At 70.0% G+C, this 26,078-nt stretch carries 22 protein-coding genes and 1 pseudogene; 10 read left to right on the top strand and 13 right to left on the bottom strand.

From position 1 onward, the window contains the following. Positions 1 to 80: 80 nt before the first annotated feature. Positions 81 to 1,661 (top strand): aldehyde dehydrogenase (NADP(+)), encoded by a 1,581-nt coding sequence (locus tag ACFRMN_RS22875; RefSeq protein ID WP_383022385.1) that lies wholly within the window; start codon positions 81 to 83, stop codon positions 1,659 to 1,661. Positions 1,662 to 1,701: 40 nt separating this feature from the next. Here ACFRMN_RS22875 and ACFRMN_RS22870 read toward each other — a convergent pair whose 3' ends face one another. From ACFRMN_RS22870 to ACFRMN_RS22830, 9 genes are all read right to left on the bottom strand, one after another. After that, on the bottom strand, positions 1,702 to 2,559 hold the full coding sequence (locus ACFRMN_RS22870) for a hypothetical protein (RefSeq protein WP_383022384.1): 858 nt from the start codon (positions 2,557 to 2,559) through the stop codon (positions 1,702 to 1,704). A 130-nt stretch (positions 2,560 to 2,689) separates the two neighbouring features. Continuing rightward, complete coding sequence (locus tag ACFRMN_RS22865) at positions 2,690 to 3,922, bottom strand: RNA polymerase sigma factor (protein WP_383022382.1); 1,233 nt, start codon at positions 3,920 to 3,922, stop codon at positions 2,690 to 2,692. A 19-nt stretch (positions 3,923 to 3,941) separates the two neighbouring features. Further along, entirely contained in the window at positions 3,942 to 4,358 is a 417-nt protein-coding gene (locus ACFRMN_RS22860) for a YciI family protein (protein ID WP_383022380.1), read from the bottom strand. A gap of 214 nt (positions 4,359 to 4,572) precedes the next feature. Beyond that, positions 4,573 to 5,604: a bile acid:sodium symporter family protein gene (locus ACFRMN_RS22855; protein ID WP_383022528.1), complete on the bottom strand. Its 1,032-nt coding sequence runs from the start codon at positions 5,602 to 5,604 to the stop codon at positions 4,573 to 4,575. A 22-nt stretch (positions 5,605 to 5,626) separates the two neighbouring features. Next, positions 5,627 to 6,154 carry a hypothetical protein gene (locus tag ACFRMN_RS22850; RefSeq protein ID WP_383022378.1) on the bottom strand — a complete coding sequence of 176 codons (528 nt, stop codon included), beginning with the start codon at positions 6,152 to 6,154 and terminating at the stop codon, positions 5,627 to 5,629. A gap of 16 nt (positions 6,155 to 6,170) precedes the next feature. Continuing rightward, positions 6,171 to 7,034 (bottom strand): oxaloacetate decarboxylase, encoded by an 864-nt coding sequence (locus ACFRMN_RS22845; RefSeq protein ID WP_383022377.1) that lies wholly within the window; start codon positions 7,032 to 7,034, stop codon positions 6,171 to 6,173. Between the two features lie 203 nt (positions 7,035 to 7,237). Then, entirely contained in the window at positions 7,238 to 7,972 is a 735-nt protein-coding gene (locus ACFRMN_RS22840; protein WP_383022375.1) for a TetR/AcrR family transcriptional regulator, read from the bottom strand. Between the two features lie 87 nt (positions 7,973 to 8,059). After that, a complete protein-coding gene (locus ACFRMN_RS22835) occupies positions 8,060 to 8,626 on the bottom strand; it encodes a LuxR C-terminal-related transcriptional regulator (RefSeq protein WP_383022373.1) in 567 nt (188 codons plus the stop codon). Then, a complete protein-coding gene (locus tag ACFRMN_RS22830) occupies positions 8,623 to 9,492 on the bottom strand; it encodes a DMT family transporter (protein ID WP_383022372.1) in 870 nt (289 codons plus the stop codon). Before ACFRMN_RS22830 ends, ACFRMN_RS22835 begins: the two co-directional genes overlap by 4 nt. 131 nt (positions 9,493 to 9,623) lie before the next feature. On the opposite strand from ACFRMN_RS22830, the gene ACFRMN_RS22825 reads away from it, so the two are divergent. Beyond that, positions 9,624 to 10,589 (top strand): LysR family transcriptional regulator, encoded by a 966-nt coding sequence (locus tag ACFRMN_RS22825; protein WP_383022370.1) that lies wholly within the window; start codon positions 9,624 to 9,626, stop codon positions 10,587 to 10,589. A gap of 112 nt (positions 10,590 to 10,701) precedes the next feature. On the opposite strand, the gene ACFRMN_RS22820 is transcribed toward ACFRMN_RS22825, so the two are convergent. Continuing rightward, positions 10,702 to 11,235 (bottom strand): EF-hand domain-containing protein, encoded by a 534-nt coding sequence (locus ACFRMN_RS22820; protein ID WP_383022368.1) that lies wholly within the window; start codon positions 11,233 to 11,235, stop codon positions 10,702 to 10,704. Between the two features lie 127 nt (positions 11,236 to 11,362). After that, a complete protein-coding gene (locus tag ACFRMN_RS22815) occupies positions 11,363 to 12,265 on the bottom strand; it encodes a LysR substrate-binding domain-containing protein (protein ID WP_383022366.1) in 903 nt (300 codons plus the stop codon). Positions 12,266 to 12,454: 189 nt separating this feature from the next. Here ACFRMN_RS22815 and ACFRMN_RS22810 point away from each other — a divergent pair, with 189 nt between their 5' ends. The 5 genes from ACFRMN_RS22810 to ACFRMN_RS22790 all read left to right on the top strand — a co-directional run bounded on the left by ACFRMN_RS22810 (position 12,455) and on the right by ACFRMN_RS22790 (position 17,730). Beyond that, a complete protein-coding gene (locus ACFRMN_RS22810; RefSeq protein ID WP_383022365.1) occupies positions 12,455 to 13,876 on the top strand; it encodes an MFS transporter in 1,422 nt (473 codons plus the stop codon). A 43-nt stretch (positions 13,877 to 13,919) separates the two neighbouring features. Next, on the top strand, positions 13,920 to 14,450 hold the full coding sequence (locus ACFRMN_RS22805) for a pyridoxamine 5'-phosphate oxidase family protein (RefSeq protein ID WP_383022363.1): 531 nt from the start codon (positions 13,920 to 13,922) through the stop codon (positions 14,448 to 14,450). A 514-nt stretch (positions 14,451 to 14,964) separates the two neighbouring features. Further along, the gene (uppS, locus tag ACFRMN_RS22800) at positions 14,965 to 15,654 is read left to right on the top strand and encodes a polyprenyl diphosphate synthase (RefSeq protein ID WP_383022526.1); all 690 of its coding nucleotides are present in this window, start codon (positions 14,965 to 14,967) and stop codon (positions 15,652 to 15,654) included. Then, positions 15,651 to 17,192, top strand: a complete 1,542-nt coding sequence (locus tag ACFRMN_RS22795; RefSeq protein WP_383022362.1) for an oxygenase MpaB family protein — start codon at positions 15,651 to 15,653, stop codon at positions 17,190 to 17,192. The genes uppS and ACFRMN_RS22795 overlap by 4 nt, the downstream gene beginning before the upstream one ends. Before the next feature lie 76 nt (positions 17,193 to 17,268). Then, the gene (locus ACFRMN_RS22790) at positions 17,269 to 17,730 is read left to right on the top strand and encodes a hypothetical protein (RefSeq protein WP_383022360.1); all 462 of its coding nucleotides are present in this window, start codon (positions 17,269 to 17,271) and stop codon (positions 17,728 to 17,730) included. 154 nt (positions 17,731 to 17,884) lie between these two features. On the opposite strand, the gene ACFRMN_RS22785 is transcribed toward ACFRMN_RS22790, so the two are convergent. Continuing rightward, on the bottom strand, positions 17,885 to 18,625 hold the full coding sequence (locus ACFRMN_RS22785; RefSeq protein ID WP_383022358.1) for an NIPSNAP family protein: 741 nt from the start codon (positions 18,623 to 18,625) through the stop codon (positions 17,885 to 17,887). Positions 18,626 to 18,753: 128 nt separating this feature from the next. Between ACFRMN_RS22785 and ACFRMN_RS22780 the strand changes: the two genes are divergently transcribed. Beyond that, positions 18,754 to 19,731 carry a helix-turn-helix transcriptional regulator gene (locus ACFRMN_RS22780; protein WP_383022356.1) on the top strand — a complete coding sequence of 326 codons (978 nt, stop codon included), beginning with the start codon at positions 18,754 to 18,756 and terminating at the stop codon, positions 19,729 to 19,731. 387 nt (positions 19,732 to 20,118) lie between these two features. Beyond that, positions 20,119 to 20,262, top strand: a pseudogene (locus ACFRMN_RS22775) (site-specific integrase); the annotation flags it as partial. A gap of 267 nt (positions 20,263 to 20,529) precedes the next feature. On the opposite strand, the gene ACFRMN_RS22770 reads toward ACFRMN_RS22775, so the two are convergent. Continuing rightward, positions 20,530 to 21,834 (bottom strand): glycosyltransferase family 39 protein, encoded by a 1,305-nt coding sequence (locus ACFRMN_RS22770; protein WP_383022354.1) that lies wholly within the window; start codon positions 21,832 to 21,834, stop codon positions 20,530 to 20,532. Positions 21,835 to 22,208: 374 nt separating this feature from the next. Here ACFRMN_RS22770 and ACFRMN_RS22765 point away from each other — a divergent pair, with 374 nt between their 5' ends. Further along, positions 22,209 to 25,925, top strand: coding sequence for a hypothetical protein (locus ACFRMN_RS22765; protein WP_383022352.1), 3,717 nt, complete (start codon positions 22,209 to 22,211; stop codon positions 25,923 to 25,925). Positions 25,926 to 26,078 lie beyond the last annotated feature (153 nt).

Here is a 26,078-nt window from a genome sequence, read left to right as displayed (position 1 = left end):
CCGCCGCCCGCCGCCCGCCGCCCGCCGTACGTCGCACGCCGCCCGACGAAGCCCAGAGCAGAGAGGTGAGGTAGCGCACCATGCCCCTGACAGGAGCGATGTTTCTCGGCGCCGAGCGGCGGCCCGGCCGAGGCCCGGCGGTCGCCTCGGTCGATCCCCGTACGGACACCCCGCTGGAGCCCGGCTACGGCTCCGGTACCCCCGAGGACGTCGCCCGCGCCTGCGAACTGGCCGAGCGGGCCGCCCCGGGCTACCGCGCCACCTCCCCCGAGCGGCGGGCGACCTTCCTGGAGCGGATCGCGGACCGTATCGAGGCGCTCGGCAAGGAGCTGATCGTCCGGGCCGTCGCCGAGAGCGGCCTTCCCGCTGACCGGGTCACCGGCGAACGGGACCGTACGACGGGGCAGTTGCGGCTTTTCGCGGCCGAGGTGCGCTACGGCGCCTGGGCGGAGGTACGGATCGACCGCGCGCTGCCGGACCGCGTCCCCGAGCCGCGGCCCGATCTGCGGGAGCGTCATATCGGCATCGGGCCCGTGGCGGTGTTCGGCGCGAGCGACTTCCCGCTCGGCTTCTCGGTGGCGGGCGGTGACAGCACGGCCGCGCTCGCCGCCGGCTGCCCCGTCGTGCTCAAGGCGCACAGCGCCCATCTGGGCACCTCGGAACTGGTCGGCTCGGCCGTGGCCGCCGCCGTACGCGAGAGCGAGCTGCCGGAGGGCGTGTTCTCGCTGCTCTTCGGCTCCGGCGCGGAACTGGGCCGGGCCCTGGTCGCCGACCCCCGGATCCGGGCGGTCGGCTTCACCGGATCGCGGGCGGGCGGCGAGGCACTGATGCGTACGGCCGCCGCCCGCCCCGAACCGGTCCCGGTGTACGCCGAGATGAGCAGCGTCAACCCGGTCTTCCTGCTGCCCGGCGCCCTCCGTGACCGGTCCGCCGCGCTGGTCGAGGGGTTCATCGGCGCGCTGACGGCGGGCGCCGGGCAGTTCCGTACCCGGCCGGGGCTGCTGGCCGCCGTCAACGGACCCGAGCTGGCGGAGTTCCTGGCGGCGGCCGGCCGTGCGGTGTCCGCCCGGATCGCGCAGACGGTGCGGACCCGCGCCCTCCACGACGCGTACGAGCGCGCGGCGGCGGCGCTGGCGGCGGTCGAGGACGTACGGGAGATCGCCGCCGGACAGCCGGGCGAGGGCGCCAACACCTGCGCGCCCCGGCTGCTCACGGTCCCCGCCGAGACGTTCCTGAGCCGGCCGGAACTCCAGGATCAGCCGTTCGGCGCCGCCGCGACCGTGGTGACCTGCCGTGATACGTCCCAACTCATCGAGGTGGCCCGCGCCTTGCGGGGCCAGTTGACCGCCACGGTCCACCACGGCACCGGTGACCACGAGACCGCCGCCGCCCTGCTGCCGCTCCTGGAGACCAGGGCGGGCCGCGTCCTCTACGACGGCTGGCCCACGGCGGTGGAGGTCAGCCACGCCATGGTGCACGGCGGCCCGTACCCCGCCACCTCGGACGTACGCACGACCTCGGTCGGCACCCTGTCCGTCCGCCGCTTCCTGCGCCCGGTCTGCTACCAGGACGTCCCGGCCGACTTCCTCCCCGCGGATGTCTCCGACGGCAACCCCCGCGACCTGCCGCGCCGGCTGGACGGCGCGCGGGAACACCGCTGAGCGCTTCCGCCGCGCCCGCCGGCCGTGCGGGCCCCGGCCCTCAGTGGTAGACGGGGAACGGCGTGGTCGCCGGGCTGATGAGGGCCGCGTACGGGTCCTCGTGCCGGCGATGGCGGCCGGACTGACCGCTGTCGGAGGGCGGGGTACGGGGCGTGAGCAGCCCGTCGTTGGCCAGGGTCTGTACGCGGAGCAGCAGCGCCCGCAGATCGAGGCCCAGCTCGGCGGCGACCGTCTGAAGGTCGAGGCCGGACTTCCAGCTCCACAGCAGGACGGAGTCCATGCTCGCCGACCAGACCACGGTCTCCTCCACCGCATGGGGATGGAAGTCGGTGGGCGCGGCCGCTGTCTGCGCGTCCTGCGGCATCGTGTCCGGCTGCGGGGGAGGCATCTCGCCCCGGGGCTGGGGCAGATGGACCTCCGACATCGAGAAGGTATCGGCGGCGGGATCGGACATCGGCGGCTGTCCCTGTCCCTGCCCCTGCCCCTGTCCCTGCCCCTGCCCCTGTCCCTGCCCCTGGGCCTGCCCCTGTGCCTGTGCTTGTGGCGGGGGCGGCGGAGTCTGGGGCGGTCCCTGCGGGATCAGCGGTGTGAGCGGTGGTGGCGGTGGCTGCGCTCCGCGGATCAGGAGTTCCTCGGCGACGGACCGGGCGTCCTCCCGGCCCACCGTGCGCCGGGCGACCCGCACTTCCCGTTCGTTCAGGCCCATCAGATCGGCGACCGCGCCGTCGTTCCCGACCGTCACGGAGAAGGCCGCGAGCGTCCTGCTCCGCTCGGCCTGCGCCTCGTCCAGCACTGACTGTGCTTGGCGTACACGCTCATCGCTGGCGCAGAACGCTTCGGCCAGGACAGTGTTCCGCTCCCAGAGTTCACGTGGATCCACGTGCGTAACAACGTCCATGGCGCACACAGGAATGGACTATCTGTTCAATTGCACCCAAAGGGCCTAAAGATAGAATAAAGGCCAGTTGGATCAGATCTCTCATGGAGATGTCATTGGATGACAATCTCCGGGTGAGGGGCGCGGGGGCTCAGGCCGGCAGTCCGGCGGCGCGCGTCCGCAGGTACCGTGCCTCGGGCACGCTGAGCGTACCCCCGGCGGCCAACCGGTAGGCGGCTCGCGCGCCTTCGATGTCTCCCGCCTTCTCCAGCAAATGCGCGCGTACGGCGTCGAGCCGGTGATGGCCCGCCAACCGGTCCTCCAGGACGGCGATCTCGTCCAGTCCGGCCCGGGGGCCGCGCACCATCGCGACGGCCACGGCCCTGCCGAGTTCGGCCATGGGCTCGGGCGCCCGGCGCACCAAGATGTTGTACAGGGCCAGGATCTGCGGCCAGTCGGTGTCCTCGGCGCGGGCCGCCTCGTCGTGGAGCGCGGCGATGGCCGACTGCAACTGGTAGGCGCCGGCCGGTCCCTGGGACAGCGCCTCCGTCACCAGCGCGGTGCCTTCCGCGATCGCCTTCGGATCCCAGAGGGAACGGTCCTGCTCGTCCAGCGGGATCAGTTCGCCGTCCGGCCCCGTACGTGCCGCGCTACGGGCGTCGGTGAGCAGCATCAGCGCCAACAGCCCGGTCACCGCGCCCTCCCGGGGCAGCAGCCGGCGCAAGGCCCGGGTCAGCCGGATCGCCTCGCGGGCGAGATCGGCGCGGTGCAGATCGCTGCCGGAGGTCGCCGTATAGCCCTCGTTGAAGATCAGATAGAGCACCTGGAGCACGGGCGCGAGCCGTTGGTCCCGGTCCTCGGGCCCCGGCTGCCGGAAGGGCACCCCTCTGATCCGCCGCTTGGCCCTGCTGATCCGCTGCGCCATCGTCGCCTCGGGCACCAGATGGGCCCGGGCGATCTCGGCCGTGGTCAGACCGCCGACGGCACGCAGCGTGAGCGCGATCTGCGCGGCGGGCGCCAGTTCGGGATGGCAGCAGAGGAAGAGCAGGGTGAGGGTGTCGTCCTGGGACGGCGCGCGGCTCTCACCCGGCGGCGGCGCTGTGAACGCGTCGCGCGGGGTGAGCGCCGCGGCCGTCTCCTCGCGCAGTCGCCGCGCCTCATCGGCGCGCAACTGGTCCATGAGCCGTCGGGAGGCGACCCTGATCAGCCAGCCGCGCGGGTTGTCGGGCACTCCCGTCTCGGGCCACTGCCGTGCCGCGGCGAGCAGCGCCTCCTGTACGGAGTCCTCGGCCGCGCCGAAGTGCCCGTACCGGCGTACCAGCGCGCCGAGGACCTGCGGCGTGTGCAGCCGCAGCAGGTCCTCGATCTCCCTTCCGGGCCTCATGCCGTACGTCTCACACGTCTCAGACGTCGCCGCCGCCGATGTCCGGGATGGGCCGGATGACCACGGGGTAGATCGGGGAGCCCTCGGGCGCCGGGCACCGCAGGAAGCGCTCGGCGATCTCCGTCACGCGCTCCAGGCTCTCGCAGTCCAGTACCCAGTAGCCGGCGAGCAGTTCCTTGGTCTCGCCGTACGGGCCGTCCGTGATCACGGGCCGGCCGTCGTCGCCGACTCCGACGACGCGCGTGGCGGCGGGCTCGGCCAGACCGTTCCCGTCCACCATCTCGCCGCTCTCGGCGAGGTCGTTGTTGAGCTCTTCCATGTAGGAGAACATCGCCCGCAGATCCTCCTCGCTCCAGGCAGGACTGTGGGCGGACGCCTTGCCGGCCATCGCGTCGTAGTCGGCCTGCGCGCCCTGCACCATCACCAGGTACTTCATGATGTCGTCTCCTCTGTTCCTCGGTACGCCGTCACCCCTCGTGGGCGACTTTCACAGGGGACGTCGGAGCGGGTCGCGCGTTCTCGACAGCTCGCGGCACGGACTCGCGAAGATTTTCCCGGAACCGCTCTCGGAGCGGAAGGCTCTCGGCAGGACAGGCTCTCTGAAGGGCAGGCTCTCGGCGGGGAAGAGACCGGCACCGGTGATCAGCCGATCAGCGGGCCGTCTCCCGCAGGGGAACAGACCGGGACGCCTGCGCGGGGGTCCGATCGAACGCGGTTTCCAGGGGCCGGCGGGCCCAGCGGCCCGCGATGACCGCGCACACCATCAGCTGCACCTGGTGGAAGATCATGAGGGGCAGGATCACCGGGCCCGCCGAGGCGCCGAACAGCACCGCCGCCATGGGCAGCCCCGTCGCCAGGCTCTTGTTGGAGCCGCAGAAGACGATCGTGATCCGGTCCTCCGGGCCGAAGCCCAGGCGCCGCGCGGCGAACGAGGTCGTCGCGAGGGCCACCGTCAGCAGGAGCATGGCCAGCGCGACCAGACCGGCCAGCCGCGCGGGGGTGATCTGCCGCCAGATGCCCTCGGCCATGCCCAGGCTGAAGGCCGTATAGACGACGAGAAGGATGGAGAACCGGTCCAGCAGGCCGATCCGCTTCTTGTGGCGGCCGATGAAAGCGCCGATCCAGCGGCGCGCCACCTGCCCGGCGACGAAGGGAAGCAGGAGCTGGGTGGTGATGGCCACCGCTCCATGGGCCGAGAAGCTGACGGTGGAGCCGATCAGCCAGGCCGCGAGCAGCGGGGTGGCGACCATGCCGAACAGGCTGGAGTACGTACCGGCGCAGATGGCGGCCGGGACATTGCCCCTGGCGGTGGAGGTCAGCGCGATCGACGACTGGACGGTCGAGGGGACGACGCAGAGGAAGAGGAGACCGGTGTAGAGCTGGTCGGTGAGGAGGAACGGTACGAGTCCGCCCGCGGCCAGCCCGAGCAACGGGAAGAGCGCGAACGTACTGGCCCCGATCACGAGGTGGAGTTTCCACTGCCGCAGTCCGTCGACCGCCTCACGGGTGGAGAGCCGCGCGCCGTAGAGGAAGAAGAGCAGCGCGATGGCGAGGTCGGCGGCACCGCCGACGGCCAGGGCCGCCCGGCCGCTCGCGGGCAGCAGCGCCGCGAGCACGACCGTGCCGAGAAGGGCGACGACATAGAGGTCGATCGCCCTTCCCAGCCGGCCTGGCCAGGACATCAGCCAGGACTTAGAGGTCACGTCATTCACCGTTCTCGCCTTGGTACGGCGGATGCCCGATCTGCCCGATCTGCTCGATGACACCACCCGAGCCGGTGCCCGAGCCGGTGCCCGAGCCGGTGTCCGAGCCGGTGTCGGAGGGGCGCGAACATGGGCAGGGCCCGGTCCGGTCGCCGCTCCCGCTCCCGCTCCCGCTCCCGTTCCCGGGTCCGGGTCCGACATCCCCGGTCCGCACGTCGATGGCGCCACCACCCCCGTCGTGGTCGCTGCCCGCCGTGCCCTTGCTTCTGAACAGCATGTTGAGCGTCCGGTCGATCTCCAGCCATGAGTCGGCGTGGGAGTTGTCGATCACGAGCAGGCCGACGTTGCGTCCGGCGACCGGCCCCGACCGCTCGGCGTCGTCGTCGTCGGCCTGTGCGGCACCGGCACCGCACAGGACGCTCGTCGTCGCCGCGACGATGACACCCGTCGTGGAGACTCCCCTGAGAAGGGGCGTTCTCTTCGGAAGACGGTGCCGGCCGGTGCCGGACCGAAGGAAATGAGATGACAAGAGGGAATTCCCGTGGTCAGACCGACACCGATACGCGAATGTCGTGGTGTCTGCTGATGTTCTTTTCCAGCAATTCCGTTGATCCCTTGACCCCGATCGCTCCCGTCTCCCTGGTGTCCGGCAGCCGTCCGTCCGCCATTTTCAGATCGACCAGCGCGCCGTCGATCGCACCGTGCGCGGCGAAAAGGCACGGCGTGCTGTAGATGGCGAGATTGACACCCAGGTCGGAGAGTTCGGAGAGGGAGAGCCTCGGCGACTTTCCGCCCGCGATCTGGTTGAACAGCAGCGGCTTGTCGCCCACGACCGAGCGGATCTTACGAATCCACTCCACGCTCCGCACGCCGTCGACGAGGACGACATCCGCGTCCGTCTCCGCCAGCGCGGCGGCGCGCCGTACGATCTCCGACTCCTCCGTGGCGTCCGTACGCGCCACCACAAGCATCTCCTCCCTGCTGCGCAGGACCAGATCGAGCTTGGCCAGGTACTCCTCCAGCGGCAGGATCAGCTTCCCGTCCGCGTGCCCGCAGCGTCGTGGGCGCTTCTGGTCCTCCAGAATCACCCCCGAGGCCCCGGCACGCTCCAGCCGCTGGACGACATGGCACGCGACCTCGGGGTCGACGTACCCGTCGTCGATGTCGACGAGCATGTGATGGCGAGGAAACGCCAGACGAAGCCGCTCCGCGAAGGCCACCATGTCGGGCCAGGCGATGAAACCGATGTCCGGCAGCCCGTAATGGGAAGCGGCGAAGCCGAAGCCGGAGACAAAGAATCCGTTGTAGTGCTGGGCCGCGATCGAGGCCGAGTACATGTCGTAGATGCCGATGAGAGGTGTCGTGCGAGGTGATTCGACCGCTTCTCGCAAGGCATTGCCGTAGCGCATGGTTCTCCCTCATTCCAGAACCCGCCCGATCACGAGTTCAGGCGATGTGCTGACGGGCACACATTTACAGAAGACCAAGACTTCGTAAAACGACACACCGTATCGTCGCCCGATCTGGCAAAAAATGCGGAGTGATCGCTATGTGTGATATTTCAACGAAGCGGCGATTCCTCGACCGGGGTCTGTCCGGGATCTGTCCGGGGTCAGCCTTGGGCGCGCCGGGTCTCCAGGCCGTCGAGTACGCAGACGAGCCCGCCGTCGAAGTTGTCCTCGCGGGCGCCGCCCATGTCCTGGCCGCGCTGTGCGGCGTACAGCCTGCGCAGGCGTGGGTACGGCGCCGCGGCCCGTTCGGCGGCCGGCCACAGCCGCTCCGTCCACTCCTGCTCGCTCCGACCGCTGCGGGCGAGCATCGTTACCCACGCGGCCTCGCTGGTGGATATCCCGATGACGTACGAGGCGACGGTGTTCACGGCCCGGTCCGCCTCCGGCAGCGAGAAGCCCGCCTCCTCGAAGACGGTGAGGAGACTCTCGGACAGCCTCAACATGTTCGGCCCCAGGTGGGCCACCCCCGCCTCACCGAGCATGGGGACGATCCAGGGGTGCCGCAGGAACGCCGAGCGCAGGCTGTGGGCCCAGTGGGTGACGGTCGCGCGCCACCGCGCCGGGTCTCCGGCGTCCGGCAGCTCGATCTCACCGTAGACCTCGTCCACGATCAGCTCGATCAGCTCGTCCTTGTTGGCCACGTGCGAGTACATCGAGGTGGCACCCGCGTTCAGCCGGGTACCGAGCTTCCGCATGCTCAGGGCGTCGATTCCCTCGGCGTCCAGCAACTGGAGGGCCGTGGACACGATCTGTTCCCGGCTCAGCGCCGGCTGCTCCCGCCGCTGCCGGCGCGGACGGGTCCACACGGACGGGAACGGCTGCTCGTCGGCCGACATGCGCACTCGTCGGTGTCTCCGGCCGCCCAGGACAGCTTGGCGCGCACGGCGTACGGTCGTGCGTACAGCGTGCGGGCGGGTGGGGCGTCAACACGCCTTGGGCGGCGGCTGGATGGCGGGACCTCCTGGCGAGACCAGCTCCGTCTCGTAGGCCAGGACGACGGCCTGGGCGCGGTCGCGCAGGGCGAGCTTGGCGAAGATACGGGCGACATGGGTCTTCACGGTGGCTTCGCTGAGGGTGAGTTCCCGGGCGAGTTCGGCGTTCGAGAGGCCGCCGCCCATGAGGGTCAGGACCTTCAGCTCGCGAGGTGTCAGGGACGTGAGATCGCGGTGGACGGCGGGGAGTCCGGGCGCGTGGCCGGACCGGTTGCCGGACGGGTTGTCGGACCGGTGACCGGACGGGTTGCCGGCTGGGTGGCCGGGACGGTGGTCGCCGGTGGCGAAGCGTTCGACGAGACGCCGGGTGATCGACGGGGAGAGCAGCGCGTCACCGGTGTTGATGAGGCGTACGGCGGCGGCGAGGTGCTGCGGGGTGACGTCCTTCAGCAGGAAGCCGCTCGCGCCGAGAGCCAGGGCGGCGTACACGTAACGGTCGAGGTCGAAGGTGGTCAGCATGAGCACCCGGCAGTCCGGGTTCTGCTCGGCCCGGCTCACGATCGCGAAGGTGCTGCACAACGAGTGACACCGCGCGTCATGCCGACGCCGATCAGCACGATCACCATGCCCGCGAGGACGCGGGCGCTCAGCTGCTCGCCGAGGACGAGCGCGCCGAGGGTCACCGACACCACCGGCAGGAGATAGCCGACCGTGGCGGTGGTGGTGGGGCCCTCGTCGTCGAGGAGCCGGTAGTTGAGGTGGAACGTGACGCCCGTGCCCAGGGTGCCCAGGATGACGACGGCGATCACGGCGGTGAGGGTCGGGCCGCCGGGAGCCGCCGGGGCGGTGGGAAGGGCGAGGGTCGTCAGGCCCGTCGCGGCGAGGAGTTGGGCTGCGGAGAGTGCGAGCGGCGCGGTGCCCCGGCCGGTGAGGTGGCGGGCCATATAGGCGAAGGCCACCGCGTAGCTGACCGCCGCGCCGAGCAGGACCAGGGCGCCCCAACTCGTCAGTCCGCTCCGCTGCCAGGGCGCGAAGATGAGCAGGGTGCCGGCGAAACCGAGGAGCAGACCGGCCAGTCGGAGCGGCCGTAGCCCCCGCTCCGTACCGAGCGCGAGTCCGATCAGCAGGGACCAGAGGGGCGTTGTGGCGTTGAGTACGCCGGCGACGCTGGAATCCACGGTCTGCTCGCCGATGCCGAAGAGGAAGAACGGCAGGGCGTTGCAGAAGAACGCGGCCACGACGAGATGGCCCCAAGTCCCGCGGTCGCGGGGGAGGCGCTGGCCGGCGGAGAACGCCAGGGCCAACAGGACGGCCGTCCCGAGTGCGCAGCGGATGACGGTGATGTGGAGGGGTGACAGTCCTCCGGTCAGGGCGATCTTGATCCAGAGGAAGCCCGATCCCCACAGCAGGGCGAGAACAGCCATGCGGAGAAGGGTTCTTCGTGAGCCGCTGAGCACGGTGCGCCTCCTGCGGGGCGGGTGGGGGTTTCACCGTGTCTCAGCGGGCTGTCGTAAGACAAGCGAAAAGAACTGCACTCACCATTAAGCTCTCCTACATGCTTGATATGCGGCGCATGCAGTTGCTGCGGGCGGTGGTGACCAGTGGGTCGGTCACCGCGGCGGCCCGGAACCTCGGCTACACACCCTCCGCCGTCAGCCAGCAGATGGCGACGCTGGAGAAGGAGGCGGGGATCACGCTGCTGGAGCGGTCCGGGCGCGGGGTGCGGCCGACCGACGCCGGGCGGTTGCTGACCGAGTACGCGGCTCTCATCGGCAGACAGGTCGCCGAGGCGGAGACGGCGTTGGCGGACCTGCGGGCGGGCCGGACGGGACGGGTGGTGGTCCGCTACTTCGCCACGGTGGGAGCCACCCTGGTGGCGCCCGCGCTGGCGGAGCTCCGCCGTGAACATCCGGGCGTACAGGTCGATCTGAGGCTCACGGGTTCCGACGACCCGCTGCCGGAGGTGAGGGAGGGCCGGGCGGATGTGGCGCTCGTGGTCCGGCCGAAGGAGCTGGGACGGTCGGAGGAGCTGGGGCGGCCGAAGGAGCCAGGACGGTCGGAGGAGCCGGGGCGGCCGTTGGGCGGGCTCTTTGTCGACGGCGTACGGTTCGTGCACCTTCTCGACGACACGTACCGCGCCGTGCTGCCCAGGGGGCACCGGCTCGCCACGAAGCGGGTACTCGAACTGTCCGACCTCGCCGAGGAGCCATGGGTCGGCAGTGAGTGGCCCGGTCCGTGCCTCGACGCCATCCTCACCGCGTGCGGCGCGGCCGGCTTCAGCCCGGACTTCGTGGTGGAGAGCGAGGACTACGCCACGGCCCAGGGCTTTGTCGCCGCCGGACTGGGCATCAGTCTCGTTCCGGTCACCGGGCTGGCCGGCCACCATCCGGCGGTGGTCATACGCAAGATCAGGAATCCGGAGCCGGTCAGGGCGATCTACGCGGCGGTACGGGGACCGGGGCCGGACCCGATCGCGCTGCGCGGGCTGCTCGACGCGCTACGGAGGGCGGCGACGCCGTAACGGGCGACGCCGTAACGGGCGACGCCGTAACGGGCGACGCCGTAACGGGCGACGCCGTAACGGGCGACGCCGCGACAGGCGACGCCGTGACGGGCTCCGGTACGTACGTGGGTCAGACCGCCAGGTCACCGACCAGATGGTCACCCGGGATGCCCGCCTTGTCGGGGTCGTAGTAGTCCCTGATGCCATCGGCCCAGGTCGCCCGCGCGATCCGGTCCGCGTCCGTGGGCCCGAACGCGTCGAAGAGGGCGTGGATGTTTGCGAGCCGGAAGCCGATGGCCATCATGAGCGCGACGAACGTGGGCCGCCGGACCAGTCCATCGCCCTCCGGATCGCCCAGGGCGGACAGTGATTCGGCGAATTCGCCGATCGCCTCGTTGAAGCGTTCCGGGGAAAGGACGCAGGCCGTGTACTCGTCGAAGCTGACCTTGCCGTCGCGGTCGGCGTCCAGTTCGCCGACCACGGTCGTCCAGTATGTCCGGAACGCGGCGGCCATCGCGCTCTTCGCCGCGTCGTCGGCGCTGGGCACCGCCTGGATGACATGAGTCGCCATGGCCTCGAAATCGTCCGCTTCGAGATATCCGTTGCCGTTGACGTCGAAGAGTGTGAAGACGAGCTTGACCCGGTTGAGTGCTTCCGTACGCATGATGTCTCGCCCTCCGTCAGGCTGTGACCGGCTGTGACCGGCGTGCATCCGTTATCCACTGTGCGAGGCGGAGGTCGGTACGTCCGTAAAATGACAGGCGTTCATCAGAATGAGTGAACGCGGCTTCTCAGAGGGCGAGTTGAGCGTCCCTCGTCACTTCGAGCGCCGCGCGCGCGAAGACCTGGACGGCGCCGGTGTCGTCCCCGGCCCGCCACACCAGGCCGTACCCGATGGGGTCGGCGTCCTCGAACGGCAGGTACGTGACGCCCGGCCGCGGGTAATACGTGGCGGTGTGCGCGACCGACAGCAGGGCCCCCTTGCCACCGGCGACGAGCGTGAGCGCCTCTTGCATATGGGTGACGGCCGGGCCGCGACGGATCGGTCTGCCGCTGGGCGTGTGCGCGGGCACCCGCTGTTCCAGCCGGTAGTCGGGGAGTTCACCGGCGATCGTCAGCAACGGCACCTCGGCCAGGTCTTCGAGCGACACCTTCCCGCGGGCGGACAGCGGATGCCCGGAGGAGACCGCCAGCACGCGCCCCTCCGTGAGCAGGGTGGGACCCTCGCCGAGATCGTCCTCACGTACCGGGAACTCCGTGAGCTGGACATCGAACTCGCCGCTGCGCAGCTGTCCGAACGGGTCCGAGAGCGGCACCTCACAGATCTCCACGCCCAGCTCGGGATGGCCGGCGCGCAGTGCCTCCGCGGCTTTCATCACGATCTCCCCGGCCAGCGGGGTGGAGAAGCCGACATGCAGCACGCCACTGATGCCGCGCGCGGTGGCGGCGGCCCGCGCGACGGCGGCGCCGACCGCGCGATGGTGCGGTTCGAGGTCGTCACGGAGCTGCCGGCCGAGGGCGGTGAGGGCGACGCGGCGGCTCGTACGCACGAACAGCGGGGCGCCGACGCGGCGCTCCAGGCGCTGGACGAGCTGGCTCACCCTGGCGCGGGACAGCCGCAGCCGGTCCGCCGTGCGGCCGAAGTGCAGCTCCTCGGCGAGGATGAGAAAGCACTCCAGTTCAACGCGCTCCATGGATGCCCCCGGATTGGTGAGTCGACCGGATCGCTGAGTCAGCCCGATCGGTAAGCCGGCCGGATCGGTAAGCCGGCCGGATCGGTAAGCCTGGCTTGACGAACGTTGCGATCTTCGCCGTTGTTCCCCCACAGCCGCTGATCGATGGTGATCGAGCCAAGAACTTCCCTACACCATCGAGGAATTCAGATGAGTACGCGTGACTGGGGCGTGCTGTTCGTCCTGTGCGGTGCGATCTTCCTGGAGGGCATCGACGTGGCGATGCTCAATGTGGCCCTTCCCGCCATCCGCTCCGAACTAGGCCTGACCACGGGCGAGTTGCAGTGGGTCATGAGTGCGTACGTCCTCGGCTACGGCGGCTTCATGCTGCTCGGGGGACGGGCCGCCGACCTCTTCGGCCGCCGCAGGATGTTCGTCTTCTGGCTCACCGTCTTCCTGCTCTTCTCGGGCCTCGGCGGGTTCGCCACCGACGGCTGGACGCTGATCGTCGCGCGGTTCGTCACCGGCGTAGCCGCCGCCTTCATGACCCCGGCCGGGCTGTCCATCATCACCACGAGCTTCGAGGAGGGCCCGCGCCGCGACAAGGCCCTGCTCGTCTACTCCGGCACGGCGGCGGGCGGCTTCTCGATCGGTCTGGTCGTCGGCGGGCTGCTCACCGCGGTCGACTGGCGATGGGTGTTCTTCGCCCCGGTCGTCCTGTCCTTCCTCATCCTGACCGCCGCGCTCGCGCTCCTGCCCAGGTCGCCGCGGCCGGACAGGACCGGGGAGAGCGTGGACCTGGCCGGTTCGGTCAGTGTCACCGCGGCCATCGTGCTGCTCGTGCTCGGCGTCGAACGCGCCTCCCACACCGGGATCGGCTGGACGCTCGGCACGCTCGCGGCGGGCCTGGTCCTCCTCGCCGTCTTCGTCGCCGTCGAACGGCGCTCGGCCTCCCCGCTCGTACGCCTGGGCATCTTCCGCGTCGGAGCGCTGGTGCGGGCCAACCTCTCCGCGTCGCTGTTCGCGGCCGGCTTCTTCGGATTCCAGTTCCTGGTGGTGCTGTATCTCCAGGAGCTGCGCGGCTGGTCGACGCTCCAGACGAGCTTCGCGATGATCGTCATCGGCATCGACGCCGTACTCTCGCCCACCCTCACACCGAAGCTGGTGGCCCGGTTCGGCAACGCCAGGGTGATCTTCGGCGGTCTGCTGCTGGCCGCGCTCGCCTACGCGCTGTTCCTGCCGGTCGGCGCCGACTGGACGTATCCGATGATGTTCCCGAGTCTGATCATCCTCGGGCTGGCCTTCGCGCTGGCGTACGGCCCGCTCACCATCGCCGCCACGGACGGTATCGAGGAGCGCGAACAGGGGCTGGCCGGCGGTCTGCTCTACACCTCGTTCCAGTTCGGCGCCGCGCTCGGCCTCTCGGCGGTCACCGCCGTGAACGTCGCGGCCACCGACGCGGACTCGTCGGCGGCCGTGCTGGAGGGTTACCGCGCCGCGCTGGTCGTCCCGCTCGCGGCGGCCCTGCTCGCCGCCCTCGTCAGCGCTTTCGGGCTGCGGCCGCCGAAAGGCACGGCGGTCGCGTACGAGGAGGCGCCGGCCCCCCGTCCCGACACCCCCGCTGCCCGCTGAGTGCCCGACCAGCTGAATCGCCGACCAGCGTGAGGAGCCTTTCATGGCCGACAGAGCCAGTGCCTTCGCCGAGATCCAGGACACCTTCTTCAGCTACGTCCGCGGCATCACGTACGCCACGATGATCACCGTCGACCGCGAGAACCGCCCCAGGGCCCGCGTGCTCCTCCCCGTCTGGGAAGTCGTCGACCGCCACCCGGTCGGCTGGCTCGCCGTCTACAAGACCCCGGTCAGGACGGCCCACCTCGCGGGCAACCCGCACACTACGTACGCGTACTGGAGCCCCCGGCAGAACGCCGCCTTCGTCGACAGCGTCTCGACCTGGGCCGAGGACGAGGAGTCCAGACGCCACGCCTGGGACCTGTATGTCGAGGGCGGTCCGCCGGGGGTGGGGTACGACCCGGTCCGGTACTGGCGCGGCGGACCCGAGGATCCCGAGTACCACGTGATCCGTATCGATCCCTGGCGGATCCAGCTGGTACGGGGCGCCGATCTGCGGAGCACCCTCTGGTACCGCGACGACCGGCCGGGCCACCGCGGTCCCGGCGGGTCCGTCAGCGCGGGGTCGCCGTGAGGGGTCGCCGTGAGGGGAACGCTGAAGGCTCCGGCCATGAGGTTGTGAAATAGGACTGACGTACTAAGGGTGAATGCGCAGAGATCGCGATGTGCCCGGGGCCGGGTACCGGCACTCTGCTGAGGGTCGATCTGCTGCGGGTCGATCCGAGCGGTGCGTGGAATCGGGGGTGCGGGAGTGTGCCACAGGCCGCTCCGTCGCGTGCGGGAACGCCGATCACCCGGGCGGACCCGACAGGTTTCCGGTAGGTGTGCGACGCACGTAGCGGTGCGGGGCCCATCGCGGTGGTGCCTCGCGGCCCGAGGCGGAGGGGGACTGGGGACTGTGTTGCGGCAGCCGGGGGAGCACATGTGCCGGGGATACCGGGGACGCCGGGGATACCGGGGGAGCACGTATGACGGTTGAACGAGCCGGCGGTACTTCCGCCTCGTCCTCGTCCTCGGCGTTCGCGCAGCCGCGTCGCCCGGCCGCTGAGGACCGGCAGGGGAGCGTGCCGCGTCACGTCGCGTGCGTGATGGACGGGAACGGCCGGTGGGCGGCACAGCGGTCATTGCCGCGTACGTCGGGTCACCAGGCGGCAGAGGCGACGGTGATCGACATCATCGAGGCGGCACGGACAGCGGGGGTGGAGTGGCTGAGCCTGTACGCGTTCTCCACCGAGAACTGGCAACGCCCCAGCAGCGAGGTCGACTTCCTCATGCGACTGGTGCGCCGCGTGGTACGCAAACACGCCCCGCTGCTGCTCGCGCGCGGTATCCGCTGCCGGTTCCTCGGAGTGGCGGACCCGAGGATCCCCGTACCGCTGGCCCGGGACTTCGCCGACCTGATGACGCTGACCAGCATGAACCGAGGCATGACGCTGACCGTGGCGTTCGATCACGGCGGACGCAGGGACATCGTCGAGGCGGCTCGGTCCCTCATCCGCAGCGAGGTGCCGGCCGATGCCGTCGACGAGCGGGCCTTCGCCGCTCATCTGCCCTTTCCCGACACACCCGATGTGGACCTCCTCATCCGGACCTCCGGCGAACAGCGCATCTCCAACTTCATGCTCTGGCAGGTGGCCTACGCCGAGTGGATCTTTCCGCCGGTGCTCTGGCCCGACTTCCGCGCGCCGCACTTCCTGGAGTGCCTGCACACCTACCGGCAACGCGACCGCCGCTTCGGCGGCGTGGCGCCGCACGCGAACGGAGAACCTCACCCGTGACGGACACAGGCAGCAGCCGCCCCAAGGACGCCCGTTCCGAAGCCACCGATCACCACGGTGACCCGGTACGGCCGACCCCTGAAACACAGCCCGGCTCCCTGTTCGGGCCCGACGCGCAGTTCCACCGGTTCTTCAACGATCCGCGCTGGGCCCTGGCCGTCCTCAGGGCCACGGTGCTGGAGGCCGCCCATCCGCAGATCGGCGCGGCCCTGATCGACAACTCGACGTTCGTGGCGCATCCGTGGCGGCGGCTGCGCAACACCCTCGTCAGCCTCCAGCGCATGTTCGAAGCCGACGACGATACGCGGCGAAGGGAGGCGGCGCGGCTCAACCGTCTGCACGCGAGGCTGAGCGGTACGGACGCACAGAACCGGCCCTACGACGCGATGGACCCCCAGGTCCGCGCCTGGGTGGTCGCGACGCTGTTCGAGAGCTCCGTCACCATGTGCCGACTGAGCGGGCAGCCGCTCGACCGGACCACCATGGAACAGCTCTACGCCGAATTCCAGGCATACCTCGGGGCCTTCGGGGATCAGGCCGGTCATCTGCCGCCCACGTTGAAGGAGTTCTGGCAGTACTACGACCACATGGTCCAGGAGGAACTGGAGGACACCGAGGCCCTGCGCGTCATCCTCTACAAGCTCTTCGACCATCTCCCGGCGCCGCCTCTGCTGGACGGCCTGCCCACCGTATGGGCGGCGGGTCGCGCGCTCGCCGGTCCGGTCCTCGGCACGATCACCGTGGCGTCCCTCCCCGAATCCTTCCGCCGACGGGCGGGTCTGCCCGAAATCCCCGGCGCCCAGTCGCTGATGCACAGCGCCTATGTGGGCGTCGGTCTGGCACGCTTCCTGCCCGACAACTGGCTCCGGGCCGAGAACGTCACCAGCCTGCTCTACCTGTCCCCGGACAGCGACGACCCCCGCGCGGCGACACTCAACGCGCTGCGCGACCGGATGAAGAGGGCCGGCGCCCTGTTCCGGCTGGTCACGCCCTTTCCGGCGCAGGACGGTTCAGCAGAGGGAGCCGAGCCGCGGCGGAGCGCCGAGGAATTCTTCACCGCGGTACTGGACCAGACCGGGGACGGCTACCTGGACTGGCCCGATCTCGCCGCCATGGCACGGGAGTTGTCCTCCCGCCTCGACCTGGACGAGCCGGAGGAGACCAAGCTCTACAACGCGTACGCCGAGTGGTGGAGGGAGCTCCAGGCGGCTCTCGACATCGACGGTGACGGCCGTATCAGCAGGGAGGAGTACGCCGCCGCGGTCCCCTCTCTCGCCGGGCCCGCGCTGATCAGGGTCGCCGAGGTGCTCTTCGACGTCACCGATACGGACGGCAACCAGTCCATCGACGCGGACGAGTACCGGGCCCTGTTCCGGACCGGGTTCCGGCGTACGGTGGCCGACGCCGACGCCGACGCCGACGCCGACGCCGACGCCGACGCGACGTACTCCCGCAGCGCGTTCGTGAAGGACTTCCTCTCCTTCATGTCGGGCCGCTGGAGCTCGACCCCTTTCGACCCGCTGCTCGCCGAGGCGTAGGAAGAACACCGAGGTCCCGCCGGGCCTCTTCACCGGGGCGGACGCCCCTTCGCTCGACCCCATCCTGGCCGATGCCGTGGCGGCGCGAGACAGCTCGGGACGGACCTGGCAAGCCCTGTCGGCGCTGGCGCTCGCACTGCTGCGGGAACACGCGGGGGGCGGCGAACGACCGCTGCTGGACTGGGCGTTGACCACCCTGGCGCGACTCCCATCCCGGCTGGAGGCGGTCCTGCGCGCCGCACTGCTGCCCGCGACCGCGGGCGCACCCGCCCCTGCCGCCAAGGTGACCAGCCGTAAGGAACTCGTCCGGCTGGCCGCCTCCCGGCTCCCCGTCGGCACCGCCGCCGCGATCGTCGCCGAAACGTTCGCTCCTCCCGGGCAGCACCCCGATGTCCAGGCGGCCTGTGTGCCCGTATCCATCGAACTGCTGCGCTCGCCGGCCGCCTGGAGCCTGCTGGAACGTGCCTCCGACGGCCCGCCGGTCACCCAGGCCGCGGTCCGAGAGGCGGCCCTGGCGCTCAGCACGGCGGTCGAATAGGAGCCGAGACCGCGCGGAGCAACCGCACGGACGCGCACCGCGCCCCGTAGCTCCTCGTTGCGGAGACCATGCCGAGCCGCCATCGCGCAACACAGTGCGTCGCCTCCCAGCCCCGCCCGCCTCAACGCCGGCCGATCCGTCAGTTCCGCGCCGCTCAGGAGATGGCCGAGCGGCCTGTGGGCGCCAGCCGCAGTACCCGCGGGGCCGCTGTCTGTTCTCGCTCGATGGCCGGCAGCATCTCGTCCCGTGCGAGGGGATCGGCCTGTATATCGGCGAGGTGCTGTCGGTAAGCGCTCTCGTCCGGATACGAGGTGCAGACCACGGCGACGTTCTCTCCGGTGCGGACGGGCAGTCCGGCGAATGTGTTGTGCGCTGTCTCGGTGCCGAGGGCGGCGAACGGTGTGGGGCCCGTCTTCCGGAGCACGGGGAGGAGGCCGTCCCGGATCAGCGCGATGCCGTCGTACCGACCGGGAGGGAAGGACCACATGGTGGCGGACACGAATCGCTCCGGTGCCGGAGCACCGACCTGGGGTCGCTCGGACGAGGAGACGGCGAAGCCGTTCTCGTCCGACAGGGGGCGCAGCAGCAGGACGTTGTCAGAGTCGATCATGGTGGCGTTGGCCCGGGGGCCGTGCTTGGCCCAGACGGGGCCGTCGTAGAAGGCCGTCAGTGCGCGGTGTCGTGCCGCCATGTCCCGGAAGCCGCGCAGCCAGACGAAGCGGTCCGGGTCATCGAGGTCCCGGAACTGGCCGAGCACGGACATCCCTGCCTCTTCCTGGGTTTCGACGAACTCCCGGTCGAACAGCTCGATGAGTTCGTCGCGTCGGCCGGGACGCAGCGTGTACTGGCGGAGCTCGATCACGGCAGGGTGCACGACGGGATCCGTAGGGGGCACGGCAAGCTCCTGTTCGGTTCTCTTCTTCAGGCGCGGGTTCCCGGCTCGTTCGGTCGGAGCCGGCCGTGGACTGACGGTAGGGCGGCCATGTGCCAGGGGCTGTCAGGGTTTCCGGGGAGAATGTGCCCATGTCTGTTGGTCGACTGCTGTCGGTGATGCTGTTGCTGCAATCCCGCGGACGCGTACCCGCGCAAGGGATAGCCGACGAGCTGGGTGTGTCCGTGCGGACGGCATACCGTGACCTGGCGCGTCTGCGGTCCGCCAGGGTTCCCGTCTACGCGGAGCCGGGCCGCAAAGGCGGATATCAACTGCTCGACGGCTATCGCACCCGCCTGACCGGGATGAGCCAGGGGGAGGCGCGGGCACTGTTCTTCGCCGGGCTGCCCGGCCCCGCCGCCGACTTGGGGATCGCGTCGGAGATGACGGCAGCATGGCTGAAGTTGCTGGCCGCGTTGCCGGCGGAGCTCGGTGAGCAGGCGGCGCGGACCGCGGCGGTGTTCCACCTGGACGCTCCGGCCTGGTACCGGGAGCCCGAACAGACGCCGTATCTGACCCTGTTCGTCGACGCGGTGCTCACACGGCGAGCGGTGGACGTGCGCTACCGCCGTTGGCGCGCGCCGCAAGAGGTATGTCGCCGCCTTCGCCCCTACGGCCTGGTACTCAAGTCCGGTGTCTGGTACCTCGTAGCCGCTACGGAGAACCGGATCGGGACCTACCGGGTCACCCAAGTCCTCGACGCGGTGCTGAGCGATGAACGGTTCAATCGCCCCCAGGACTTCGACCTGGGCGCCTACTGGGCCTCCTACCTCGACGACTTCCAGACACGCCGTTACACCGGCACAGCCACCATCCGCCTGTCTCCGCGGGGACGCCGGCGCCTGCCCGACAACATCCCCCCAGAAGTGGTGCGGGCGGTCGACTCCACCGCGACCGCCGTCGGCGACGACGGATGGGTCGAGGCCGTCATGCCGACCGAGAGCACCGACCACGCGTGCGGGGAGCTGCTGCGGCTCGGTACCGATGTCGAGGTCGTCGCACCGGACGAACTGCGCCAGGCCATGGCCGCCACCGTGGGCGTACTCGCCCGAGCTTACGGACTCCACTGACGCCGGAATGCGCGTCCGGCGGTCGTGGTGAGCGGGCTCTCCGGCTGAGGGCGACGTACGGCTCACCACGATGCGGGCGATCGACCGGGGTGAACGCGCGGGGTGAACGCGCGGTGAAGACGGCCGGCTCGCTCACCGGCAACAGCCTCGCGTGATCCAGTGGGTTCGTCGGTGAGGGGAAGAGTCGGTTTGAACGCGCAGCTTCACGGGCGAGCCCCGGCCCTTACGGCAGTGGGCCGCTGATCGCCGCTGTACTTGTGTCCCGCCTGCACCTTCGGATGGGCCGGCTCCACCAGGAGCGTCACCCGCTCCTCCGGGCGTCACCCGCTCCTCCGGGCGTCACCCGCTCCTCCGGGCGGTCGGCGAGGAGTGCTTCAGGAGCGGGTGGAGAAGGGCTACGTCTTCACCTCGCCGACCGGTGAACCGCTCAACCCCATGGAGGCGGCCGGGCTGAGGGCCGGTCGCCTGCACGACGCCCGCCACACCGCCGGCACTCTCCCGCTGATCCTCGGGGTCCCGGACACGGTCGTAACGCGATCACGTGAGGGGTTGCCCCAACACGCTTTCCAAATGTTCGTCTGGGGGTTCCGGGGCGTGCAGGAGTGTTCTGACCTGCGGTGCAGCGGGTGTGGGTGGGCGTTCTGAACGGTGTCGTACATCGGCGAACGCAACCAGAAATGCAACCCGCACAAGGTTGCGTTCGCAGGTAACGTCCCGGCGCTTCCGGTGTCCGGACCACCAGGTCGGAAGGGGTGCGAGGCGAGGGCCGGAATCCGCGAGATCCTCGCGGACCCGGCCTCAGCAGCGGCCGGGGCGCGCGTACACCGTGATCACCGAACCGTCGACCGTTCGCTTGCCGCACGCCTCGAAGTGGTCAGCGAGCGTGTCCCGCTTCACCCGGGCCATGGCACTGTCCTCTACCGTCACGCCGGATGGTGAGGCGACGGCGATGATCCGGTGACGAGCGAGCATTCGAGCGCGCAGTTCGTCGGGGGCCACCTCGGTGCCGTACAGGCTGTGCGAAGTGAGCGGGCTGCGTGCCCTTGCCAGATCCATCCCCGGGGCGGGCCTGGGCTCGGCGAGTTCCCAGGCCCTGCGCTTCACGGACAGGTACACCACGCCGTCGTCGGGGAGGACGGTCTCGCGCAGAACGGCGGCGAGTGCGGTCATGTCGTCCGAACGGCTTGCGGGAGTGCGTAGGTTTAGGGCGGTCGGCACCAGTGCCGCGAAGGCGGCGACGGCTGCGACGACCACGCCCGCGCGGATCCTGCGTCCGCGCCGCAGCACCTGGTCGAACGCTGCACCGAGGAGCAGCGCGAGGCCCGCGGCGCCGTAGAGCACGTACCGTTCCAGGTACAGCGGTTTGGCCAGGGCCAGGAGCATCAGGAGGCCGGTTGGCATGAGGAAGAGACCGAGACCGAGGACGACCAGCCGGCGCTCGCACGCGGGGCGGCTCCTTCGGCCCGCCAGGGCGATCCATACCGCCGCCAGGGCCACGCCGACCATGAGTGCGAAGTGGGCGTACTCGTCAGGTTTCGTGGCGTCCAGCCAACCCACCTGGGTGGACTCCCGCATACTCACCAGCACAAGCGGGGCAAGCCCCACAATGACGCCCACGGCCGCCGCCACGAAGGTCCGGCGCATCGCGCGCGGCACCACCAGGGCATGCGCGGCCAATGCGAGCACCGCGAACTCGTGCACCAAGCAGGCCGTGAGCAGCAGCGCCGTGTAGGCCGCCCACACGCCCCGCCGATCGCGCTCGACCGCTCGCACCAAGGCATAGGTCGCCCAGACGACAAGGGCGCACACCAGCGCGTACGAGCGGCCCTCCTGCGCGTACCGCTGCACCCCGGGCAGAACGACGAACACGATGCCCGCGCACAGCCCGGCACGCGGCCCTGCCAGGTGAAGGCCGATCATCGCGACGCCGCCTGCGGCCGCCGCCGCGGCGAGCACCGAGGGCAGCCTCAGCACGACGACGTCCGTACCGAAGATGTCGAACAGGCCGTGCATCAGCAGGTAGTAGAGACCGTGCACCGCATCGATGTGCCCTAACGTCTGCCACAGATCGGGAAGATCGCGACTCGCCAGCCCGATGGTCACGGCCTCGTCATGCCAAACGGCACCATCGCGCCGCAGACCCCAGAGACCCAGTATGAGAGCGAGCAGCGCCGGCACGCCCACGACGCATCGCCGGCCGAGGGCTGCTGTTGCACGGGGGGAGGGCGTGGTGCGATGACGTGCGAGGAGCGTGTGGGGTTGGACGGTGGCGATGGCTGACTCCGGCATGGCTCGACGAGTGGGACAGGTCGAGTCCAGCCGCCGAGGAATTGATGCGCAGTCCCCGTTACGGGGCCCAATCAATTCCCGGCAGGACGCCGAACAGCAGTAACGCTGGCCGGATAGGCTCGTGGGGCTGACGGGGGCCGCGACCGGTGGTTGAGGGGGCCCGCATCGCACGACGGGGGGAGCCACCCATGGGGCGCCGGGAGAAGCCGCTCGACCCGGCTGCGGGTGCCGCTCCACGCCTCGCGTACGAGCTGCGGAAGTTGCGTGGGGAAGCGGGCGGACCTACATATAGGGCGATGGCCGAGCGCGTCGGATTCTCGGCCCCGACCCTGTCCGCCGCCGCCTCCGGTGAGCGAGTTCCGACTCTGCCCGTCCTGCTCGCATATGTGCGGGCCTGCGGTGGCGACGAGGCCGACTGGGAGCGGCGCCGGCGCGCGGCAACCGCGGACGCTGCCGAGGAAGCCGAGGCCGTGGAGGAGGTGGCGGCCTCTCCCTACAAGGGTCTGGCCCGATTTGAGCCCGACGACCGAGATACGTATTTCGGGCGCGGCGAACTTGTAGCGGAACTCGATGCCTCCGTCGCCCGCCACCGCATCGTCGCTCTGGTGGGCGGCTCTGGAAGCGGCAAGTCGTCCCTGCTGCGCGCGGGGCTCGTCCCAGCCCTGCGCAACGAAGAGGATCCGCGGCGCAGACCCGCCGTCGTCCGTGTCATCACCCCGTCGGATCGCCCCGATCCCTCCCTGCTCGCACCGGACGCTGCTCAACAGGGCGACACGATCGTCCTGATCGACCAGTTCGAGGAGTTGTTCACGCTCTGCCACGACGACTCCGCCCGCGCCCGATTCATCGACGCGCTGCTCGCAGCCCGCGCTCCCGAGAGCCGACTGCGCGTTGTCATCTCGGTACGCGCCGACTTCTACGGCCGCTGCGCCGAGCACGGTCCGCTCGCCGACGCCTTACGATCCGCCACGCTCCTCGTTGGCCCGATGACGTCCGCCCAGCTCAGGGAGGCCATCGTCGGTCCGGCGCAGCGCGACCGTCTCATCGTGGAGAGGGCGTTGACCGCCCGCATCGTTGCCGACGTCGAGAGGCAGCCGGGCGGTCTGCCGCTGATGGCACACGCCCTGCTCGAAATCTGGCGTCGACGCCGTGGCAAGACGCTCACCGAGCAGGCGTACGACGCGATCGGTGGGGTGCGCGGCGCCATCGCCCACACCGCCGAGGCGCTCTACGCCCGATTCACCGATGAGCAGGCTGCGGTCGCCCGCCGACTGCTGCTGCGCATGGTCTCCCCGGGTGACGGCACACAGGACACCCGCCGGCCCGTGGAACGTTCCGAACTTCCAACGGCGTTGGCCGAGTCGGCCGTCTTGGAAGAGCTTGTGCGGGCCCGACTGCTCACCATCGACGGCACCACGGTCGACCTCGCCCATGAAGCCCTGCTCACTGCCTGGCCACGGCTGCGCGGCTGGATCGAGGCCGACCGAGAACGGCTGCGCCTGCATCGGGCGTTGACGGAGGCGGCCCGTACGTGGGAGGCGCTGGATCGAGACCCCGGGGCGCTGTTTCGGGGCGTACGACTCTCGGCGGCCCGTGAGGCGTTCGGAGATCCGGACAAGGCGGAGCGCAAGACAACTACCGGTGAGTTGACGGCCCTGGAAGGCGACTTTCACCTCGCGAGCCTGGCCGCCCACGAGCAGGCGCTTAGGACACGCATGCGTGGTGCCCGCCGACGCCGCGCCCTGATCTCAGCCCTGGCCCTGCTGATTTGCCTTGCGGCGGTAGCGGGCACGGCGGCCTGGCAGCAGGGCCGCATCAGCGACAGCCGCCGCGACGAGGCCGAGGCCCGCCGCATTGCCGGTGTCGCGACAGCCCTGCGTGCATCGAACCCGCGCCTGGCCATGCAATTGAGTGTGGCCTCATGGCGGATTGCCGACCTGCCGGAAACCCGCGAGGCGGTGCGAGGCGCCGCCGTTCAGCGCGAGCAGGCATCGTTCACACCGCGCGACGGTACGGGCGATATGCAATCGCCGGGCCGGCTCAGCTCGGACGGCCGGATCCTGACAAAGGTCGGCAGGGACCGTGTTTACCAGTGGGATGCGCGCACCGGCCGCTCGCTCGGCGCGGTCAAGATTCCAGGCGACGCCTTCTCATCAGTCCTCGCAGTAAGCGGCGACGCCGGGCGGGTCGCGTACCTCGACAGCCGGGGCACCGTCGTTGTGCGGAACCTGCGCGACGGGCAGCGGACGCAGCGACTCGATGATCTTCAGGGGGACCATCCAGAAGTCGAGTTCGGCCCCGATGGGCGCCTCCTCATCACCCTGGACAAGGACGAGAATAGAGCCAGAGTGCAGGTGTGGGACGTGGAGACGGGCCGGGTCGTGTTCACGGTGGGGGCACGCCAGAGTGACGGCCCGATCGCCCAGCTGAGCCCGAATGGGAAGCTCTTGGCCGCCTGCGCAAACGAGGGCGCCCGATTGTCTGTCTGGGACATCGAGTCGAAGCGCCGACTGCCCGCGCCCTGGACCCGCGAGGCGGATCGCGAACTGTGCGACAACGGCGCCCGATTCATGTTCTTGCCCGACAGCCGCGCCATCGCCGTAGGGGTGGAAGGCGGAGTCCGTACCTGGGACGTGCGGGACGGCCGGGAGCGCCCTGTGATCAAGACGGGTGGCAAGGACAGGCCGGAGGTGTCGTTCAGCACCGACGGGATATACGCCGTCACTCTCCAAGGCGGCATCGCCCTGTGGCACACCGCGAGCCCGAACCACCCACTGACGACCTACACACCGGAAGCGTCCGACGCCATCGAGCCACGGATCAATCCGGCAGACGGAGTGCTGCGCTTCGTCGTCGGCGGAACGAACACCGTGAAGACGCTCGACGTCCGCGCCGTACTGGAGACTCCCGGATTGGGGCGGCCAGAGCAGCCCTACCAACAGGCCGAGTTCAGCCCGGACGGACACAGAACACTGACGACACAGCGAAACGGTCAGGATTGGGAGTTCCAGCTGCACGAACGAGGCGGCAGGACGATCCTCCTTCCGGGCCGGGTACGCGGGGACATAGCACCCCACCTCGCTTTCTCGCCGGACGGCCGTACCGTCGCATACGGAGACTCCGAAGTTCGCCTGTGGAACGTGGATCACCGGCGCGAGACCGCGCGAATCAAGGTGCCGGAACTGATTCAGACCATCGCCGTGGGCGCGGACGGCGCGTCCCTGCTTTTCGCCACCTCCCGGCCGATCGGCGGGCAGAACGACGCCCCGAGCGTCGTCGAGGTGTGGCGGGCCTCAGCGCAGGCCAGACACCGTCTCCTGCGCAAGCAGACCGAGACGTTCTCCGCGTTCCTGACACCGGACGCGACCGCTCTGCTCACGTCGAACGGCGATCGATACGATCTGGACACCGGCCGCAAATTCACCGGCCTGTACGGCGAGGACACACTGCGGTCTGCGTGGTTCAGCCGGGGCGGAAACCACCTGGCGGTCAGCACCTTTGAGGGCCGGGTCACGTTCTGGGACCGCCTTGGCCAACACCGGATCGCGATCCTCGCACCGTCGAACCACGACGGGCGGCACGAGTCGCCGGCCGTCGCCTTCTCGGCCGACGGCGCGTTCGTCGCGGTCGGAACCCAGGACGATTCCGTACGTGTCTGGGAAACCGCCTCGCCCGGCACGCCGGGCACGCTCATCCAGATCGAGGAGGGCCGCATCCTCGGGCTCGGATTCACTGACAACAGCGACACCCTGCGGATCGCAACCTCGAACGGTGTACACCGTGAGATCGGAGTGCTCGATCCGCAACGGGCCGCGCGGCGGGTGTGCGAACGGGTTGGGGGCGGACTCGGTACGGAACAGTGGGACGCCTATCTCCCGAAGATCGCCTACCGGGAGACCTGCTAGTGTGATGCGCCTGAAATCGCGGGCTTAAATCTGTAGGCTGTTTTCATGTCTCGTGGTTCTCGTGCCGTCGAAGTCGTGTTGTCCGATGGGGAGCGTGCCGAGTTGCTGCGCTGGGCGGGCGGGGCGGTGGCGCCCCGTCTCGTTGAGCGGGCA

The organism is Streptomyces sp. NPDC056835 (assembly GCF_042789485.1).
Lineage (GTDB): Bacteria > Actinomycetota > Actinomycetes > Streptomycetales > Streptomycetaceae > Streptomyces.
This window is presented reverse-complemented; position numbering and strand designations above follow the sequence as displayed.

Coding starts and splice junctions, on each gene's coding strand:
- ACFRMN_RS22825 (WP_383022370.1), top strand. CDS start 9,624: ATGCTTGATATGCGGCGCATGCAGTTGCTGCGGGCGGTGGTGACCAGT.
- ACFRMN_RS22805 (WP_383022363.1), top strand. CDS start 13,920: ATGGCCGACAGAGCCAGTGCCTTCGCCGAGATCCAGGACACCTTCTTC.
- ACFRMN_RS22765 (WP_383022352.1), top strand. CDS start 22,209: ATGGGGCGCCGGGAGAAGCCGCTCGACCCGGCTGCGGGTGCCGCTCCA.
- ACFRMN_RS22855 (WP_383022528.1), bottom strand. CDS start 5,604: ATGTCCTGGCCAGGCCGGCTGGGAAGGGCGATCGACCTCTATGTCGTC.
- ACFRMN_RS22815 (WP_383022366.1), bottom strand. CDS start 12,265: ATGGAGCGCGTTGAACTGGAGTGCTTTCTCATCCTCGCCGAGGAGCTG.
- ACFRMN_RS22845 (WP_383022377.1), bottom strand. CDS start 7,034: ATGCGCTACGGCAATGCCTTGCGAGAAGCGGTCGAATCACCTCGCACG.
- ACFRMN_RS22830 (WP_383022372.1), bottom strand. CDS start 9,492: ATGGCTGTTCTCGCCCTGCTGTGGGGATCGGGCTTCCTCTGGATCAAG.
- ACFRMN_RS22875 (WP_383022385.1), top strand. CDS start 81: ATGCCCCTGACAGGAGCGATGTTTCTCGGCGCCGAGCGGCGGCCCGGC.
- ACFRMN_RS22810 (WP_383022365.1), top strand. CDS start 12,455: ATGAGTACGCGTGACTGGGGCGTGCTGTTCGTCCTGTGCGGTGCGATC.
- ACFRMN_RS22860 (WP_383022380.1), bottom strand. CDS start 4,358: ATGAAGTACCTGGTGATGGTGCAGGGCGCGCAGGCCGACTACGACGCG.
- ACFRMN_RS22820 (WP_383022368.1), bottom strand. CDS start 11,235: ATGCGTACGGAAGCACTCAACCGGGTCAAGCTCGTCTTCACACTCTTC.
- ACFRMN_RS22870 (WP_383022384.1), bottom strand. CDS start 2,559: ATGGACGTTGTTACGCACGTGGATCCACGTGAACTCTGGGAGCGGAAC.
- uppS (WP_383022526.1), top strand. CDS start 14,965: ATGGACGGGAACGGCCGGTGGGCGGCACAGCGGTCATTGCCGCGTACG.
- ACFRMN_RS22780 (WP_383022356.1), top strand. CDS start 18,754: ATGTCTGTTGGTCGACTGCTGTCGGTGATGCTGTTGCTGCAATCCCGC.
- ACFRMN_RS22840 (WP_383022375.1), bottom strand. CDS start 7,972: ATGTCGGCCGACGAGCAGCCGTTCCCGTCCGTGTGGACCCGTCCGCGC.
- ACFRMN_RS22865 (WP_383022382.1), bottom strand. CDS start 3,922: ATGAGGCCCGGAAGGGAGATCGAGGACCTGCTGCGGCTGCACACGCCG.